Raw genomic sequence first — 17,497 nt, 5'->3', positions numbered from 1 at the left:
CGTAAAACTTACTGAAATTTCATAGAATGTATTTACAAATTAAACAATCAAATGTAGGCTACAACCGAGCCTTAATTTCAAATGCTGATGCAGTTTTGAAATTGGGAGAAGTTTGCCTGCTGATTGGTAATAACGGGGTTGGAAAAACGACTCTAATAAAATCCATTCTTCATCAGATTCCACTCCTAAATGGTGAGATTTTAATTAATGATAAAAATGTAAAAAATTTTTCGGTCAAAGAAATCGCAGAACATATTGCCGTCGTTTTTTCAAAATCTGTTGTTCCGCAGAATTATACGGTAGAAGATTTAATTTCTCTCGGAAAATATATTTACTATCCTTTTTATTTTGAGCTTAAAAAAGAAGACCGCAAAGAAGTTGCTGATATTATTGAAGAATTGAATTTAGCCCAGTATACACATACACTCCTCAAAAACCTTTCAGACGGAAATCTTCAAAAAGCATTTATTGGAAGAGCTTTAACGCAAAATTCACCGGTTATCATTCTTGACGAACCAACAACGCATCTTGATGAACAAAACAAGCTGATCATTCTTAAAACGCTTCGTAATTTAGCACAAAAGCAAAATAAACTGATTATATTCTCTTCTCATGACTGGAGATTGGCTAAAGAATTTGCCGATCAGATGTGGTATATCAAAGACAGCCAATTGCATTCGGGAATTGTGGAGGATGTATTGTTGCAACATGATGAATTAACGAATGCAGCACTGTTTGAAATCAATAAAGATTTTGTTGCACCAAAAATTTCTGCACCATCCGTACAGAAAGAAATGCTGTATTCTCTGCTTCAGAAAAATTTCCGGAAAGATCTTTCATTTCTAAACTTTCAGTATCAAAACACGTCATGGCTTGTTTCTTCTCAAAATGATCATCAACAATGCGAATCATTTGAAGAAATCATTCAATTCATTAAAAAAAATCATTAATCCTTCTAATATTTTACATTATTCATATACTATGCATGCATAGTATTATGCTTGTCATACAATTTAATTGATTGATTATCAATTCTTTGATGAATTTTAAGATGAATTAATACTATGCATGCATAATATTTACTAAATTTGATAAAACGATAAGAACATCTATGATGGATAATAACAGAGAAAAAACGGAAAATGTTGATCTAATTTTAAAGCAGACTTGGCTGGCTGTTTCTAAAATGTATACAGAACTTGCCCAAGAACATGATTCTACAGCGGTTCAGGCTTTAACATTACTTAAAATAGATCCTAAAGAAGGCACCAGAAGCACCAATCTTGGTCCCAAAATGGCCATAGAACCGACTTCATTAACGAGAATCATCAAGTTACTGGAAGACAACGGATACATCTATAAAGAAAAAACAACCACCGATAAAAGAGAAGTGATCATTAAGCTCACGGATAAAGGTTTGAATTCCAGAAATATCTCTAAAGAAGTTGTGGTGAATTTTAACAGGAAAGTGATGGAAAAGATTGCTCCTGAAAAATTAGAGACATTCAAAGAAGTGATGATTGAAATCATGAAAATTGCCACCGATATCAATAACAGAAAATAATTCTCTGATATAAAAACCAATAATAAAATAAATATAATCTAATGAAAAGAAGAATCAAACATATTACAGTTCTTGGTTCAGGGATCATGGGAAGCGGTATTGCAGCACACTTTGCAAACATTGGCGTCGAAGTTTCGCTGTTGGATATTGTACCTTTTGAGCTTTCTGAAGCTGAACAGAAAAAAGGTTTGACCAAAGATGATAAAGCGGTACGAAACAGAATCGCTTCTGAAAACTTTGAAAAGCTTAAGAAAGCAAGTCCGGCTCTACTCTATTCTCCGAAATTCGCAGAGAGAATCAAAATCGGAAATTTTGATGATGATTTGCCAAATATAAAAAACACAGACTGGATTATTGAAGTCGTTGTTGAAAGACTTGACATCAAAAAATCCGTCTACGAAAAAATCGAACAGTTCAGAAAACCGGGAACGTTAATTTCTTCCAACACATCTGGAATTCCCATTCATTTCTTAACTGAAGGCAGAAGCGAAGATTTCAGACATTATTTTGCAGGAACGCATTTTTTTAATCCTGTACGTTATCTTCCTCTTTTGGAGATTATTCCGACCAGTGATACCCTTCCTGAGGTGATTGATTTTTACATGGCTTACGGTGCAAAATTCTTGGGCAAAACAACCGTTTTAGCAAAAGATACTCCAGCTTTTATTGCCAACAGGATCGGAGTTTTTTCGATGATGGATCTGCTTCATAATGTTCAGAAATTAGGCTTAACCGTTTCTGAAGTTGATAAATTGACTGGCCCTGTAATAGGCCGTCCGAAATCTGCAACGTTCAGAACCGCTGATGTCGTAGGTTTGGATACTTTAGTGATGGTTGCCAACGGAGTTCGTCAAAGCGGTGCCGAAGCTAATGATTTCAATGATGTTTTTACACTTCCTGGTTACATCCAGAAGATGGTTGACAATAAATGGCTGGGTTCAAAAACCGAGCAGGGTTTCTATAAAAAAGTAAAAAGTGCCGAAGGCAAATCAGAAATTCACAGCTTAAATTTAGATACCTTAGAATATGAAATGCAGGGAAAATCTTCTTTCCCAACTTTAGAATTAACTAAAAATATCGACAAGCCTATTGACCGATTTAAAATCTTAATTGGCGGAAAAGATAAAGCCGGAGAACTATACAGAAAATCTTTAGGCGCATTATTCTCTTACGTTTCGCACAAAGTTCCCGAAATTTCTGATGAAGTATACAAGATCGACGATGCGATGAGAGCGGGTTTCGGTTGGGAAAACGGCCCATTTGAAATCTGGGATGCAGTTGGTGTCCAAAAAGGTATCGAATTGGCTAAAGACGCCGGTTATGAAGTTTCAGACTGGGTTAAAAATGTAGAAAATTTCTATAAAGTTAATAATGAAGGACAAAGTATTTATGTTGATAAAAACTCAGGAGAATACAACAAAATTCCGGGTCAGGATGCTTTCATTATTTTAGATAATATCAGAAAAAGCAAAACACTTTGGAGTAATTCCGGAGCTTCGATTGAAGACCTTGGTGACGGAATTATCAATTTTGAAATCCGTTCTAAAATGAACTCATTGGGAGGTGAAGTTCTGGATGGATTGAACAGGGCCATTGATTTAGCTGAAAAAGAATATGACGGTTTAGTCATCGGAAACCAGGGCACAAATTTCTCTGTCGGAGCCAATTTAGCAATGATCTTAATGATGGCAATTGAGCAGGATTGGGATGATTTGAATATGGCAATCGCTTATTTTCAAAAATCGATGATGAGAGTGCGTTATTCTTCAATTCCTGTGGTGGTTGCTCCGCACGGAATGACACTTGGTGGCGGCTGTGAAATGACCATGCATGCAGACCGAGTGGTTGCAGCAGCAGAAACATACATCGGATTGGTAGAAACCGGAGTCGGTGTAATTCCCGGTGGTGGCGGAACGAAAGAACTGACCTTAAGAACGTCAAGAGAATTCCACAGCGATGATGTTAAAAACAACAGGCTTCGTGAAGCATTCATGAATATTGCAATGGGTAAAGTAGCAACTTCAGCATATGAAGCCTACGACATGGGAATCTTAGAAAAAGGAAAAGACATTGTTGCCGTTGATAAAAGAACTCAGATCATGACTGCTAAAATGTTGGCTAAAAGTTTAGCAGAACACGGTTATACTCAACCTATCGAGCAAAAAGTAAAAGTTTTGGGTAAAGATGCATTAGGAATGTTCTATGTCGGAACCGACCAAATGTTGACAGGAAATTTCATCTCTGCACACGACAAGAAAATTGCCGATAAATTAGCAAATGTAATGGTCGGAGGAAATCTTTCTGAACCCACGATTGTTACTGAACAATATTTACTGAATCTTGAAAGAGAGACCTTCTTACAGCTTTGTGGGGAGAGAAAAACTTTAGAGAGAATTCAGTATATGTTACAAAAGGGTAAACCTTTGAGAAATTAATAAAGAGCTCCGTAGGAGCGAACTGTTAATAACAGAATAATTTTAAAAAGCATTGAGCCTCGTAGAGGCGACCTGATAATAGATTTATGGCTAATACATACACCAAATTTATATTCAAATTGTTTTTGCAGTTAAAGGAAGACAAAATCTAATTTCAAAAGAAAATAGAGATGAATTGCATAAGTTTATTACAGGTATTGTTTCTAACCGAAATCAAAAGTTATTCGCTGTTTTTGCAATGCCGGATCATGTACACATTCTTGTAAGCATGAGTCCAACGGTTTCAATTTCAGATTTAGTAAGAGATATTAAAGCAGGTTCATCAAGATTCATTAATGAAAAAGGATGGATAAATGGAAAATTCAACTGGCAAGAAGGATATGGGGCATTTTCATACTCTAGGAGCAGTGTAGACTCTGTTGTGAAATATATTTTAAACCAAGAAGAACACCATAAAAGGAAAACATTTAAAGAAGAATATTTAGATTTTATGATAAAATTTGAAATTGAATATGATCCTAAATATATATTTGAATGGATTGAAGATTAACAGGTCGCTCCTACGGAGCTCCACAATTCGCAAACAATAAAAGCTATGAACAGTTTTACCTCTACGAGGCAAAAAATTAATTAGATAAAAATATGAAAACAGCATACATAATAAAAGGGTTCAGAACTGCCGTTGGAAAAGCGCCAAAAGGAAGTTTAAGATTCACAAGACCCGATGTAATGGCGGCAACCGTAATTGAAAAATTAATGGCTGAACTTCCGCAATTAGACAAAAACAGAATTGACGATCTTATCGTTGGAAATGCAATGCCGGAAGCTGAGCAGGGCTTGAATGTTGCCCGTCTCATCTCTTTAATGGGATTAAATACAGACAAAGTTCCCGGAGTTACCGTCAACAGATATTGTGCGTCAGGAAGTGAAGCGATCGCGATTGCTTCAGCCAAAATTCAGGCAGGAATGGCCGACTGTATCATTGCAGGAGGCACAGAATCAATGTCTTATATTCCGATGGGTGGTTATAAACCGGTTCCTGAAACTGAAATTGCAAAAACCAACCCTGATTATTATTGGGGAATGGGTTATACCGCAGAAGAGGTGGCAAAACAATACAATATCACCAGAGAAGAACAGGATCAGTTCGCCTTTGAATCTCATATGAAAGCCTTAAAAGCCAATCAGGAAGGTAAATTTGCTAATCAGATCGTTCCGATTCCTGTGGAATATAATTTTTTAGATGAAAACCAGAAAATGAAGACCAAAAAGTTTGACTTTTCAGTGGATGAAGGGCCAAGAATAGATACGTCTTTAGAAGGTTTGGCTAAATTAAAACCTGTCTTCGCCAACGGAGGAAGCGTAACAGCAGGAAACTCTTCTCAAATGAGTGACGGAGCCGCTTTCGTCATGGTGATGAGTGAAGAAATGGTGAAAGAATTGGGCCTTGAACCAGAAGCAAGATTAGTCGCTTATGCAGCAGCCGGACTGGAACCGAGAATTATGGGAATGGGGCCGATTTACGCTATTCCAAAAGCCTTAAAACAAGCCGGTTTAGAATTAAAAGATATTGAATTAATCGAATTAAACGAAGCGTTTGCCTCACAATCAGTTGCCATCAAAAAAGAATTAGACTTAAATACTGAAATTTTAAATGTAAATGGCGGCGCAATCGCTCTTGGCCATCCTCTTGGATGTACCGGAACAAAATTAACTGTTCAGCTGCTTGACGAGATGAGAAAACGCGGAAACAAATACGGAATGGTTTCTATGTGCGTGGGAACAGGACAAGGTGCAGCTTCAATTTTTGAATTGTTATAATAGAATAAAAACTAAACCTTGAAGGTTTTAAGAACCTTCAGGGTTTCCTTAATAAAAAAATAAAGTATTAAATGGGAAATATAGTAAAAGGTGGTGAATTCCTTATCAAAGAAATTCCTGCAAACGAAATTTTCAGTCTTGAAGAACTGAGCGAAGAACAAAAAATGCTTCGTGATTCTGCGAAAGAATTCATAGACAGAGAAGTAGTTCCGCAGCATGATCGTTTCGAGAAAAAGGATTATGCATTGACCGAAGAAATCATGCGCAAATTGGGCGAAATGGGACTTTTGGGAATTACCGTTCCTGAAGAATACGGAGGCCTCGGAATGGGATTTGTAAGTACCATGTTGGCTTGCGATTATGTTTCAGGTGGAAACGGCTCATTGGCAACAGCGTACGGAGCGCATACCGGAATCGGAACGCTTCCTACTCTTCTTTACGGTAGTGAAGAATTAAAAAAGAAATATCTTCCGGATTTAGCGACGGGAACAAAATTCGGAGCATACTGCTTAACTGAACCAGATGCGGGTTCTGATGCCAATTCAGGGAAAACAAGAGCAAAGTTATCTGAAGATGGGAAACATTATATCATCAACGGACAAAAAATGTGGATTTCAAATGCAGGTTTTGCAGATACTTTCACGTTGTTTGCGAAAATTGATGATGATAAAAACATTACAGGTTTTGTAATCAACAGTTCAGAATTGGAAGATCCTAAAAGCTTAACTTTCGGCGAAGAAGAGCATAAATTGGGGATTCGTTCGTCTTCTACGCGTCAGGTTTTCTTCAATGATATGAAAATTCCTGTTGAAAATATGCTGGGTGAAAGAAACAACGGATTCAAAATCGCTTTAAATGCATTGAATGTCGGCAGAATTAAATTGGCTGCAGCAAATCTTGACGGCCAGAGAAGAATTTTAAACCACTCAATTCAATACTCAAACGAAAGAAAGCAGTTTGGCGTTTCGATCTCCACTTTTGGAGCGATCAGAAAGAAAATAGCAGAAATGTCAACCGGAGTTTTTGTAAGTGAAGCCGGTTCTTACCGCTTAGCGAAAAATGTTGAGGATAAAATTGAAGAATTAATTACCAGCGGGATGAATCACCAACAGGCTGAGCTGAAAGGGGTTGAAGAATTTGCTGTTGAAGCCTCTATTCTTAAAGTTTTTGTTTCGGATCTTACTCAAAATACGGCTGATGAAGGAATCCAGATCTATGGCGGAATGGGGTTCTCAGAAGACACTCCAATGGAGTCTGCATGGAGAGATGCCAGAATCGGGAGAATCTACGAAGGAACCAACGAAATAAACCGTCTTTTGGCAGTAGGAATGCTAATCAAAAAAGCGATGAAAGGCGAGCTTGACCTACTTTCTCCGGCGATGGCCATCAGTAAAGAATTAATGGGAATCCCTTCATTTGAAGTTCCAGATTATTCTGAATTTATGAGTGAAGAAAAAGCAATTATTGCCAATCTTAAGAAAGTTTTCTTAATGGTTTCCGGGGCCGCGCTTCAAAAATACATGATGGATATTGAGAAACAACAGCATTTATTGCTAAATGCTTCAGAGATACTTAATCAGATCTACATGGCAGAATCTGCAGTTTTAAGAGCTGAAAAACACTTCTCTGCTGATTCTGTGGAAGCGGCAATGGCTCAGTTAAACCTTTATAAGGCAATTGAAAAAATCATTTCCGCTGCAAAAGAGGGAATTGTTTCTTTTGCGGAAGGTGATGAGCAGAGAATGATGCTTTCAGGATTAAGAAGATTTACAAAATATACTAATAATCCGAATGTCGTAGCGTTAACTGAAAAAGTGGCCGCACATTATATCGCAAAAGGACATTATTAATACTTACTAATAAAGAATAATGATTCAGTGCATTACATTGAATAAAAAACTTCATTAATCGCGGCATCGAAGATGCCGCGATTTTTTTGAAATTTAAAAATCTTAAAAATAATGGCAAAAATAAATTTGTTTTTTTGCTGCGTTTTATATTTTTGTAGTCTATTACTCAATAATGACAAAAGAAGAACTTTTACATAAAGCCATAAAGATTGCTGATAAAGCGCACAGAGGTCAGAAAGACAAATACCATGCTCCGTACATTGCACACGTGATGCGGGTAATGGAATACGGAAAAACAATGGATGAGAAAATTGTGGGAGTGTTGCATGATGTAGTAGAAGACCATCCTGAAGAATTCAGTATTGATTATTTGCGTACAGAAGGCTTTCCGGAATATATTCTTTTTGCCATCAATTGTCTTACGAAATATGATCCTGAGGAAGTATACGATGATTTTGTAAAGCGTACAGAACGTTCTTCTCTTGCGGTTGCGGTAAAACTTAATGACCTGCGTGATAATATGGACCTGAGAAGAGTCAACCGTGAGCTGACTTCAAAAGATATTGCAAGATTTAATAAATATCTGAAAGCATACCGGTACTTATCAGATAAATATTAATCTGCGCCCGGGAAATGATAGCTTTTGGTTTCATTATTTTTAGTACCGTCAATATTGATATTAAGCGCCAAATAAATAAAATGCAGGTTTTTATTTCCTGCTGCTTCAAATTCCCTTTGCCATAGATAACCACCGACCATCCCAAAGTTTTCATCGATTTGATACCCTAAACCCCCGTAAACTCTGTTTCTGGCAAAAGTCGGTTTATTAGGGCTTACAAAAAAAACTTCGTCATATACATTGGTAAACAGTGTTCCGGGTTTTACACTTTTGGCATTTAAAGGCACTGTGATATTCAGCCTGTAGCGATAGCGCATCCTTTCAGAGCTTTTTTCGCTTTTAGGCTCATAAAACCAGCTTTTTTCAGCACGAAACCGGTTTTCAAATTTTACGATTCCTTTTTTAAAATCGATAACATCTTGCAGCCATACTCTGAATTCTTCCTTGCTTAAGCTGTGGTTTTTATAGGTAACATATCTTCCCAACCCTACAAAAGGCTTATGATTTTTTGTGAGATTGTATCCTAAACCCCCTTTTAATTCATAATAATCGGGATAGGTATAATCTTCATTTCCGCGAAGCTGGCCTTCTGCATAGAGAAAAAATTTGGGATGAAACTTATAGTTAACAGTCAGTGCATTAAAGCTGGAAATATGTTCCTGGGCATTTACAATAGTTATTGTAAAAAACAGATTTAAACTTAAAAAAAGTTTCATACCAAATTTTTTTTGCAAAAATAAAGGATTTAATATTCTCGTAATATTAAGTTTACTTAACATTAATATTGTAAGAAAACCCAATATGGAACCACCGTTGCGGCATTTCAATGCCAAAAGTTTCCGTGTATACCGTATCGGTTATGTTATTGACTAAAATATATACGGTTAGATCTTTATTATTATAGCTGAGTTTTTCATCCAGAAGATGATAACTTCCAAGATTAATGCGTTCATTGTATCTGTACACCAATTCATTAGAGAAATATCTTAAGAATTTTGTCTGAAGTTTTCCAACTAATTGATGTTTTAGGTTATCAAGTGCATAGCGTGAATTCAAATCATTCAATCCTTTAAGCTTATTATCGAGGTAAGTATATCCTACTGTATATTTCATCCAATCGAAAATCTGATGCCCTATTTCTGCTTCAATACCTTTTATTTCCTTATCACCAATGTTTCGGGAATACCAAACCGGATCCTGCAAAGAGTTTTTCACCCAATCGATCGCATCTGTAGAGCCTCTGTAAAATCCGCTGACTTTCGCCAAAATATTTTTATTCTGAAACTGATACCCTACCTCTGCATAAACCGCGCTCTCAGGAAGAAGGTCAGGATTGCCCTGTTCTGTTTTACTGGTATAATACAGGTCTGTAAAAGTTGGAACCCGGTGTACTTTCGAAATATTTCCGTAAATCTTATTATTTTCAAAGAATGTATACCCTAAATCTAATCCCGGATAGAAAAAATTTCCTTCATTAGAATAATTGGCCCATGACGCACCCGGAGTAATATTCAGTTTCTGATCAAAAAAGGAAAAATGATGTTCAAAGAAAACCTGTGAAACGAAACGTTCTCGGTGTCCGAGATTATTACTTGCTAAAAATTCTTTCCTCAGTTCGAGACCCAAACCTGTCGTTCCAAGGCCGGAAGTGTAGCTAGAGTTTACTTCTCCCCCTACATTATTCCCGATATGCATATTTCTGTAAATTTCCGGCTTTTCTCTGTTAAAAAGATACATATCCTGCCCTCTTCGCCAGTATATATTCGAATTAAGCTTAAATTTTCCAAAAGTTTGCTGGTGCGCGAGACTGATGATTGAAGCCTGAAGCTCTTCATATTGTTCCGTGGCTTTAGGGGAAGAATAAAAACCGTTGGCTCCAAATTTTTTCTCTGAAATTCCTGCCTGAAGTCTGATATTCCCGTTTCTGATTTTCAACTGGTTTTGATAAAATATATTGTTGATTTTAAAATCTGTATTGTAGCGGTATCCTTGCGAAGCATTCGAATTTGCCTGTAAAAGATTAGAAAATTTTTCGTTCCCAAAATTGGCATTCATTCCTAAACCATACGATTCATAATCACCCGCTTCTGCCTTTATTTTTACTCTTTTCCCAGGGTTGGCTTTAGTAATGATATTGATTGCCCCTGCATAAGCATTTTGTCCAAATCTGCGTGCAGCAGGGCCTTTTATGATTTCAATACGTTCTACATCATCCAGATCCACCGGAATATTGAGAGAGTTATGCCCCGTCTGCGAATCATTCATCCTGATTCCGTTTAAAAGCAGCAGAACCTGCTCAAAAGAACTCCCCCGGAAACCAACGTCACTCTGAACACCATTGGCTCCCCTTCTACGGATATCCATCCCCGGAATTTGCTGAAGAATTTCGTCAATACTGGTTGCCGGAGAATTCTGAATATCGTTTTTTGTAATTACAGTAATATTCTGATTGACATTTTTGTAGGGGGTGACAATAAATTTGCCCTGAAACTGAATGGAATCTATTTCTGCCGTATTTTCCTGTGCTTTTGTGATGAGCAAAGCACCGAGAAAAAGAACACTTCCTAATTTTTTAATCATATTTAATTGTTTATTTTCATGTTTTTAAGAGAGATCAAAATTACACGAGATCATTAAATATTAAAAATGATTATTATCATAAAAAAAAGACACAGAATCTGTGTCTTTTTTAGAGGAAACATGGGAATATTTTATCTTTTGTTCATCAAATATGTAATAAAATGTTGAAAAAATGTTCTCATATCATTACTTTTTGGTTAACGCAATTTACAACTTTTTTAGACGAAAGCAAATTAAAAAGTGTTAAAATCGTCGAATTTTAGTTAATAAACATAACATAATTTTCATTATGTTGATATTTAAGATGTTAAATTCAATACCGTCTAAAAATAAGTATGCAAAAGTGAGTTATCTTCCACCATTCAATCGAAAAAGACAAAAGGTTATTTTCAATTTTCATCAATTTTAAAATCATATTCTACATAAAGCTGTATTAATTTACTCAAAAATTACAATTAAAAATTCGTATTTTTGTTAGTCTTAATTTTACTATGGCATCAACTACAGAAATAGATATAAAAAAGCAGGTATTTGTTAAAAACGCACATCTTAACAACCTGAAACACATCGATGTATTAATTCCTAAAAATAAACTAATTGTCATTACAGGAGTTTCCGGAAGCGGAAAATCTTCACTGGCGTTTGATACGATTTATGCGGAGGGACAAAGGAGATATGTTGAGAGTTTAAGCTCTTATGCGCGTCAGTTTTTAGGTAAGCTTGAAAAACCTAAGGTGGATGATATTAAAGGCCTGGCTCCTTCGATTGCGATACAGCAGAAGGTTATCTCTTCCAATCCGCGCTCGACAGTAGGAACATCTACGGAGATTTATGATTACATGAAACTGCTCTTCGCAAGAATCGGGAAAACTTTTTCTCCGGTATCGGGTGAAGAAGTGAAGAAAGATTCGGTTTCGGATGTTATTGATTTTATTAAATCTTCCAAAAAAGATGCGTCATTTTTATTGACTGCGCCTTTGGAATACGATGCTGATCAATTTACCGAAAACCTGAATGTTTTAAAGCTAGCAGGTTTTACACGTCTTGAAATTAACGGGAATGTAGCCGGAATCGAAGATCTGGAAAGTTTTGGTTTCGTTCCTGAAAAAGGAATGGCTATCAATCTTGTGATTGACCGGTTTTCTTATGAAGAGGATGAAAGTTTTCTTCAGAGATTGGCAGATTCTATCCAGATGGCTTTTTATGAAGGAAGAGGATATTGTTCTTTAAAAAATACAGAGACCGGAAAAATCAAGGATTTCTCAAACAAATTTGAGCTTGACGGAATTGAGTTTTATGAGCCGAACGTCCATTTTTTCAGCTTTAATAATCCTTATGGAGCCTGTCCTACCTGTGAAGGGTACGGAAAAGTAATCGGTATAGACGAAGATCTGGTAATCCCGAATAAAACGCTTTCTATATTTGAAGACGCCGTTGCTTCATGGAAGGGCGAAAGCATGAGCGAATGGAAAAAAGATTTCATTAAAAAAGCGAAAGATTTCCCTATTCACAAACCTTATCATCAGCTAACCAAAGAACAGAAAAATTACTTGTGGAAAGGTGACGGTAAAAGCACCTTCCCTTCTTTAAATAATTTCTTCAAAATGCTTGAAGAAAATTTATATAAAATCCAGTATCGAGTGATGCTTTCGAGGTATCGCGGCAAGACATTATGCCCTACCTGTGAAGGATTGAGGCTGCGTGAAGAAACCAGCTGGGTAAAAATTGACGGGTATAATATCCAGTCGATGATCGAGCTTCCGTTAGACGAGCTTTTTCCTTTGATCAACAGCCTGAAAATTTCTGAGCACGACCGGGAAATTGCCAAAAGACTGCTTTATGAAATCACAACCCGAATTGAGTTTCTATTAAAAGTCGGATTAGGGTATTTAACCCTTAACAGAACCTCAAATACCCTTTCCGGAGGGGAAAGCCAGAGAATTAACCTGGCTACAAGCTTAGGAAGCTCCTTGGTAGGATCTATTTATATTTTAGATGAGCCATCGATTGGCCTTCACTCCAGAGATACTGAAAATTTAATTCAGGTTTTAAAAAATCTGCGCGATCTCGGCAATACGGTTATTGTCGTAGAACATGATGAAGATGTAATGAGAGCGGCAGATTATATTATTGATATTGGTCCGGAAGCAGGATATCTTGGTGGTGAACTTGTTTTCGCGGGTGATTACAAAGCACTGAAAAATGCAGATACGCTTACTTCGAAGTATCTTACAGGGAAACTGGAAATAAAAGTTCCTGAGAAGCGCAGAAAAGGCAAAGAATGGATTTACATTAAAGGCGCAAGATCCAATAATCTTAAAAATGTGGATGTTGACATCCCTTTAGAAAGCCTGGTTGTAATTTCCGGGATTTCGGGAAGCGGAAAGTCTACCTTAATGAAAGAAATCCTGACAAATGATATTCAGATCCAGCTGGGAATGGGCGGTAAAAAAGGCGATTACGATTCTGTTGAATTCCCAAAAAAACTGATCAAGCACATCGAGCTGATTGACCAAAATCCTATCGGAAAATCTTCAAGATCAAATCCCGTCACTTATCTGAAGGCGTACGATGATATCAGAGATCTTTTTTCTAAACAGAAAATGTCTAAAATGATGGGCTACAAGCCTAAACATTTTTCATTCAATGTAGATGGCGGAAGATGCGATGAATGTAAAGGAGAAGGCGTCATCAATGTTTCTATGCAGTTTATGGCAGATATTGAGCTGGAATGCGAAACCTGCAAAGGAACACGTTTTAAAAACGAAATTCTGGAAGTAAGATTTGATGAAAAAAACATCTCTGATATCCTTCATATGACCGTAGATGAGGCGCTGGAGTTTTTTAAAGAAAATAAGGAAGATAAAATTGTAACTAAACTTACTCCGCTGCAGGAAGTGGGATTGGGATATCTGCAATTGGGTCAAAGCTCTTCCACCCTTTCCGGTGGGGAAGCGCAAAGGGTAAAACTGGCTTCATTTCTCGTAAAAGGTGTAACGACAGACAAAACCTTATTTGTTTTTGACGAACCTTCAACCGGACTGCATTTTCATGATATTCAGAAGTTATTAAAATCTCTGCAGGCTTTAATCGAGTTGGGACATTCTGTGATTGTTATTGAACATCAGCCGGATATTATGAAAAGCGCAGATTATATTATAGATATCGGTCCGGAAGCCGGAAAATACGGCGGAGAAATTGTGTTTGCAGGAACTCCGGAAGATTTGTCTAAAAATAAAAAATCTCACACCGCGAAATATATTGCTGAGAAGCTTATATAAAATATATCATTTAATATTGATAATCCTGTGTCTATGAGCTTTTCCCCATTCTTGAATATGACGTAGAACAGGCTCTAAAGTTTTGCCGTACTCTGTCATTTCATATTCGACGGTTACAGGAACTGTAGGAATTGCGGTTCTGGAAACTAAACCATTGCACTCTAAATGTTTAAGTTCTGAACTTAACATTTTAGGGGTTATTCTTCCTATATCATGCAATAAATCTTTAAATCTTTTTTTTCCGCTACAAAGACTAAACAAAATAGAAAATTTCCATTTTCCTCCTATTATTTCTAAAGCGTCCATCACTGGCTGTATTTGTAATTTATTTTCATTCATAATATGTTTATTTATAAGGAGTTATACAAAAGTATATTAATATACAAAAGATAAACTTATTTCAAAAGTAGAATATTATATTCAATTTTGTGCTATCATTAATTATAAATTCAAATTATGAAGAAAAAAAGATTTTCAACAAATGACAGTGCGATGCTTTTAATAGATCACCAAGTTGGAACTATTAAACTAGCACGTAACATTAACCATGAAGAAATTATCCGGAATACTCGTGCATTGGCTCGTACAGCAATTGAGACGGATATGTCTCTCATACTTACTTCTAGCCAAGAAGATCATTTTCAGGGTTTGCTTATTACCGATATTCAAGAGATTGCTCCTACTGCTTATGCGAACAGGATAAGGAGACCAGGAGTTGTAGACGCATGGCTGTATCAGCCTTTCAAGGAAGCAATAGAAAAGACAGGCAAAAAACGTCTTATCATGGCAGGACTTACTAATGATGTTTGTATTGTATATCCTGCCATGAGTGCAGTAGAAGATGGCTATGAAGTACAAGTGGTTGTAGATGCAGGCGGTTCTCCTACTACCCTTGCGGATGAAACAGCGTTGAGAAGAATGGAAAATGCAGGAGTAGTTCTTACCAGCACCAATCAATTAATGGCAGAATTAGCCATGGATTGGGCATCAGAAACAGGAAGCAAAATACAAGATATTATGTATAATGAAATTCTAAAACAGTTAATAGAATAAATAATATTGAATAAAGATTGTGAATGGTATAACTTTAATTCAAATAATTATAAGTTTAATGAAATCTTTATCATTGAATTCAATAATTTTCAGATCATAACATTAAATTCATACAGTATATAAAAAATATGCCTATATTTATAATGTAATACAATTAAAGGTGACCACAATTTTTGCTTTTTTCAGATTTGAACTGGCAATTAAATTTATAAAAATTTAAGCACAGCATCGTCGGCTGTGCTTTTTGTTGTTGTTTAATTAAAAAAAATGAGACCCTATCTACTGAATCCGCTTCTAAAGGGCGGATTCTTTTATGACTGGATTTTGCAAACGATTACTTGGTAAAAAACATTCCGAAATGCCATAGAATTCCTGAAGTGTCAATCAGGAAACACTCTTTTCCCCAATCCATTGTTTTAATAGGTAAAAGCTTTATATTATCGTATTTCTCAGCAAGATTCAATGATAAAAGATATTCCCAAAACTCATCTACATTTTCCACTTCAATAAATAACATGGTGTTTTCCACCCATTCTTTAGCATAATAATCCTGAAGATAAAATGCCGTATTCTGCATTTTAAATACAGAAAAATTATTTTCGAGGACCACTTCCTCAAATCCGAGGTCTCTGTAAAATGCTCTGCTTACTTCAAAATCTTTAGTGCCGATAAACGGACGGATTGATTTTATATTCTGATTCATGGTTTTAATTTTTTCCAGATATCAATGGTCATTTCAAATTTGATTTCGTTGCCATGCTTTCCGACTTCTATCCAGCCGGATTTTCTGTAAAATTGTTCAGCTCGCGTATCCGGAGCAGTTCCGAGCCAAACTTTTTCTGCGGTTTTTGAAAAATACCAATCCATCATGATGTCATGTAATCTTCTACCAATTCCTTTCTTTTCAAAATCCGGATGTACAAAAAGCGCCCATATATTATTTTCTTTCAAATCTACAATAGAAAACCCTACGATCTGCTGATTAATTTCGCAAACCCAGCCTTGTCCGCGTACCGTAAGAAATTCTTTACAATCCTGATCTGTAACTAAATTTGGATCTGATAACCGATTTTCTTTTACTGCATTTCTTACGGTCTGTATCTGCGGAATGTCTCCTGTTTCAGCTTTGCGAATGATCATATTCGGTGATATAAATTTAAAACCTACAAGAACAACTTATAGGTTTTTAGTGTTTATTTTTTGTCAACTATAATTCTCTCTTTCCTGTTGGCCAGTTCCCATGCAGTAGCAAAAACAAGCTGAGCTCTTTTCTGCAACAGTACAAAATTGATTTTTTCTACATCATCGGTAGGTTTATGGTAATCTTCATGAATGCCGTCAAAGAAAAACGCTACCGGAATATTATTTTTAGCGAAATTATAGTGGTCTGATCTGTAATATAACCTTTCAGGATCATTGGGATCATCATATTTGTAATTAAGCTCCAGGTTGTTGGTCATTTTGTTGGCGGCTTCATTGATCACTTTCAATTCCGAACTCAACATTTCGGAACCAATTACGTATACATAATTCTTTCCTCGGTTTTCAGGATCATCACGGCCGATCATATCTATATTTAAATCTACCACGGTATTAGCCAATGGGAAAACAGGATTGTCACTGTAAAATTCAGAACCGAAAAGGCCATGCTCTTCTCCTGTAACATGCAAGAATAATATGGATCTCTTAGGACCGTTTCCTGCTTTTTTTGCACTTTGAAAAGCTTTTGCGATTTCCATAACACCTACTGTTCCACTGCCATCATCATCGGCTCCGTTATAAACTACGCCGTTTCTGGTTCCCACATGATCATAATGAGCAGAAATCACAATGATTTCTTCAGGTTTTTCAGAACCTTCTATAAACGCTAAAATATTTTCAGAATCCGGTAAATTTCCGCCGCCTCTTTTTTGCATGTAATCTGCAGGAACTTTTTGATAATAAGAGCCCAAAACTTTTGGATAAGAAATTCCCAGGTTTTTGTAAAAATTAACCATATAGGCTCCTGCTTTCTTCTGACCCGGGCTTCCCGTGTCTCTTCCAGCCATCTCATCTGATGCGATAATATACAGATTTTTCTTTAAATCTTCAGCAGTAATGTTTTGATATGCAGATTGAAAAGCCTTGTCATTTCTAGTAGAAACTGAAGGTGAACTTATTGCTTTTTCTTGGTTATTTGTTGTTACTTTTGAAGTTCCGCAGCTTGTAAGAAGAGCTATAGAAAACAGAGGTATCAAAATTTTTTTCATTCGTAAATTATTTGTTTAAAAATAATAAAAATAATTTAAATTCAT

14 protein-coding genes and 1 pseudogene are annotated in these 17,497 nt (G+C 36.2%); 9 read left to right on the top strand and 6 right to left on the bottom strand.

The annotated features are described in order from the left end of the window. The first annotated feature begins 26 nt into the window (after window positions 1-26). From N0B16_RS04210 to N0B16_RS04180, 7 genes and pseudogenes are all read left to right on the top strand, one after another. Window positions 27-950, top strand: coding sequence for an ABC transporter ATP-binding protein (locus tag N0B16_RS04210; RefSeq protein WP_262989477.1), 924 nt, complete (start codon window positions 27-29; stop codon window positions 948-950). Window positions 951-1,114: 164 nt separating this feature from the next. Next, window positions 1,115-1,564, top strand: coding sequence for a MarR family winged helix-turn-helix transcriptional regulator (locus tag N0B16_RS04205; RefSeq protein ID WP_262989979.1), 450 nt, complete (start codon window positions 1,115-1,117; stop codon window positions 1,562-1,564). A gap of 41 nt (window positions 1,565-1,605) precedes the next feature. After that, the gene (locus N0B16_RS04200; protein WP_262989476.1) at window positions 1,606-3,999 is read left to right on the top strand and encodes a 3-hydroxyacyl-CoA dehydrogenase/enoyl-CoA hydratase family protein; all 2,394 of its coding nucleotides are present in this window, start codon (window positions 1,606-1,608) and stop codon (window positions 3,997-3,999) included. Between the two features lie 86 nt (window positions 4,000-4,085). Next, a pseudogene (tnpA, locus tag N0B16_RS04195) lies at window positions 4,086-4,549 on the top strand (IS200/IS605 family transposase). Window positions 4,550-4,641: 92 nt separating this feature from the next. Beyond that, window positions 4,642-5,820, top strand: a complete 1,179-nt coding sequence (locus tag N0B16_RS04190; RefSeq protein WP_262989475.1) for a thiolase family protein — start codon at window positions 4,642-4,644, stop codon at window positions 5,818-5,820. A 71-nt stretch (window positions 5,821-5,891) separates the two neighbouring features. After that, entirely contained in the window at window positions 5,892-7,670 is a 1,779-nt protein-coding gene (locus tag N0B16_RS04185) for an acyl-CoA dehydrogenase FadE (protein ID WP_262989474.1), read from the top strand. A 172-nt stretch (window positions 7,671-7,842) separates the two neighbouring features. Continuing rightward, window positions 7,843-8,289, top strand: coding sequence for a phosphohydrolase (locus N0B16_RS04180; protein ID WP_262989473.1), 447 nt, complete (start codon window positions 7,843-7,845; stop codon window positions 8,287-8,289). Here N0B16_RS04180 and N0B16_RS04175 read toward each other — a convergent pair. Together N0B16_RS04175 and N0B16_RS04170 are read right to left on the bottom strand one after the other, a co-directional pair. Continuing rightward, window positions 8,286-9,005, bottom strand: a complete 720-nt coding sequence (locus N0B16_RS04175; protein ID WP_262989472.1) for a DUF2490 domain-containing protein — start codon at window positions 9,003-9,005, stop codon at window positions 8,286-8,288. The two genes, N0B16_RS04180 and N0B16_RS04175, sit on opposite strands and share 4 nt — an antisense overlap. Window positions 9,006-9,057: 52 nt before the next feature. After that, on the bottom strand, window positions 9,058-10,869 hold the full coding sequence (locus N0B16_RS04170) for a TonB-dependent receptor plug domain-containing protein (protein ID WP_262989471.1): 1,812 nt from the start codon (window positions 10,867-10,869) through the stop codon (window positions 9,058-9,060). Window positions 10,870-11,360: 491 nt separating this feature from the next. On the opposite strand from N0B16_RS04170, the gene uvrA reads away from it, so the two are divergent. Beyond that, window positions 11,361-14,150, top strand: a complete 2,790-nt coding sequence (gene uvrA, locus N0B16_RS04165) for an excinuclease ABC subunit UvrA (protein WP_262989470.1) — start codon at window positions 11,361-11,363, stop codon at window positions 14,148-14,150. Window positions 14,151-14,156: 6 nt separating this feature from the next. Here uvrA and N0B16_RS04160 read toward each other — a convergent pair whose 3' ends face one another. Then, window positions 14,157-14,489: a winged helix-turn-helix transcriptional regulator gene (locus N0B16_RS04160; protein ID WP_262989469.1), complete on the bottom strand. Its 333-nt coding sequence runs from the start codon at window positions 14,487-14,489 to the stop codon at window positions 14,157-14,159. Window positions 14,490-14,606: 117 nt separating this feature from the next. On the opposite strand from N0B16_RS04160, the gene N0B16_RS04155 reads away from it, so the two are divergent. Then, window positions 14,607-15,203 (top strand): isochorismatase family protein, encoded by a 597-nt coding sequence (locus tag N0B16_RS04155; protein WP_368407540.1) that lies wholly within the window; start codon window positions 14,607-14,609, stop codon window positions 15,201-15,203. A gap of 334 nt (window positions 15,204-15,537) precedes the next feature. On the opposite strand, the gene N0B16_RS04150 is transcribed toward N0B16_RS04155, so the two are convergent. Genes N0B16_RS04150 through N0B16_RS04140 form a run of 3 tightly spaced genes read right to left on the bottom strand, consistent with a single transcriptional unit; the run spans window position 15,538 to window position 17,452 of the window. Beyond that, window positions 15,538-15,906, bottom strand: a complete 369-nt coding sequence (locus N0B16_RS04150; RefSeq protein ID WP_262989468.1) for a VOC family protein — start codon at window positions 15,904-15,906, stop codon at window positions 15,538-15,540. Further along, on the bottom strand, window positions 15,903-16,343 hold the full coding sequence (locus tag N0B16_RS04145) for a GNAT family N-acetyltransferase (protein ID WP_262989467.1): 441 nt from the start codon (window positions 16,341-16,343) through the stop codon (window positions 15,903-15,905). The genes N0B16_RS04150 and N0B16_RS04145 overlap by 4 nt, the downstream gene beginning before the upstream one ends. A 53-nt stretch (window positions 16,344-16,396) precedes the next feature. Then, window positions 16,397-17,452: a M28 family metallopeptidase gene (locus N0B16_RS04140; RefSeq protein WP_262989466.1), complete on the bottom strand. Its 1,056-nt coding sequence runs from the start codon at window positions 17,450-17,452 to the stop codon at window positions 16,397-16,399. Window positions 17,453-17,497 lie beyond the last annotated feature (45 nt).

Source organism: Chryseobacterium gilvum (genome assembly GCF_025628965.1).
Classification (GTDB): domain Bacteria; phylum Bacteroidota; class Bacteroidia; order Flavobacteriales; family Weeksellaceae; genus Chryseobacterium; species Chryseobacterium gilvum.
This window is presented reverse-complemented; position numbering and strand designations above follow the sequence as displayed.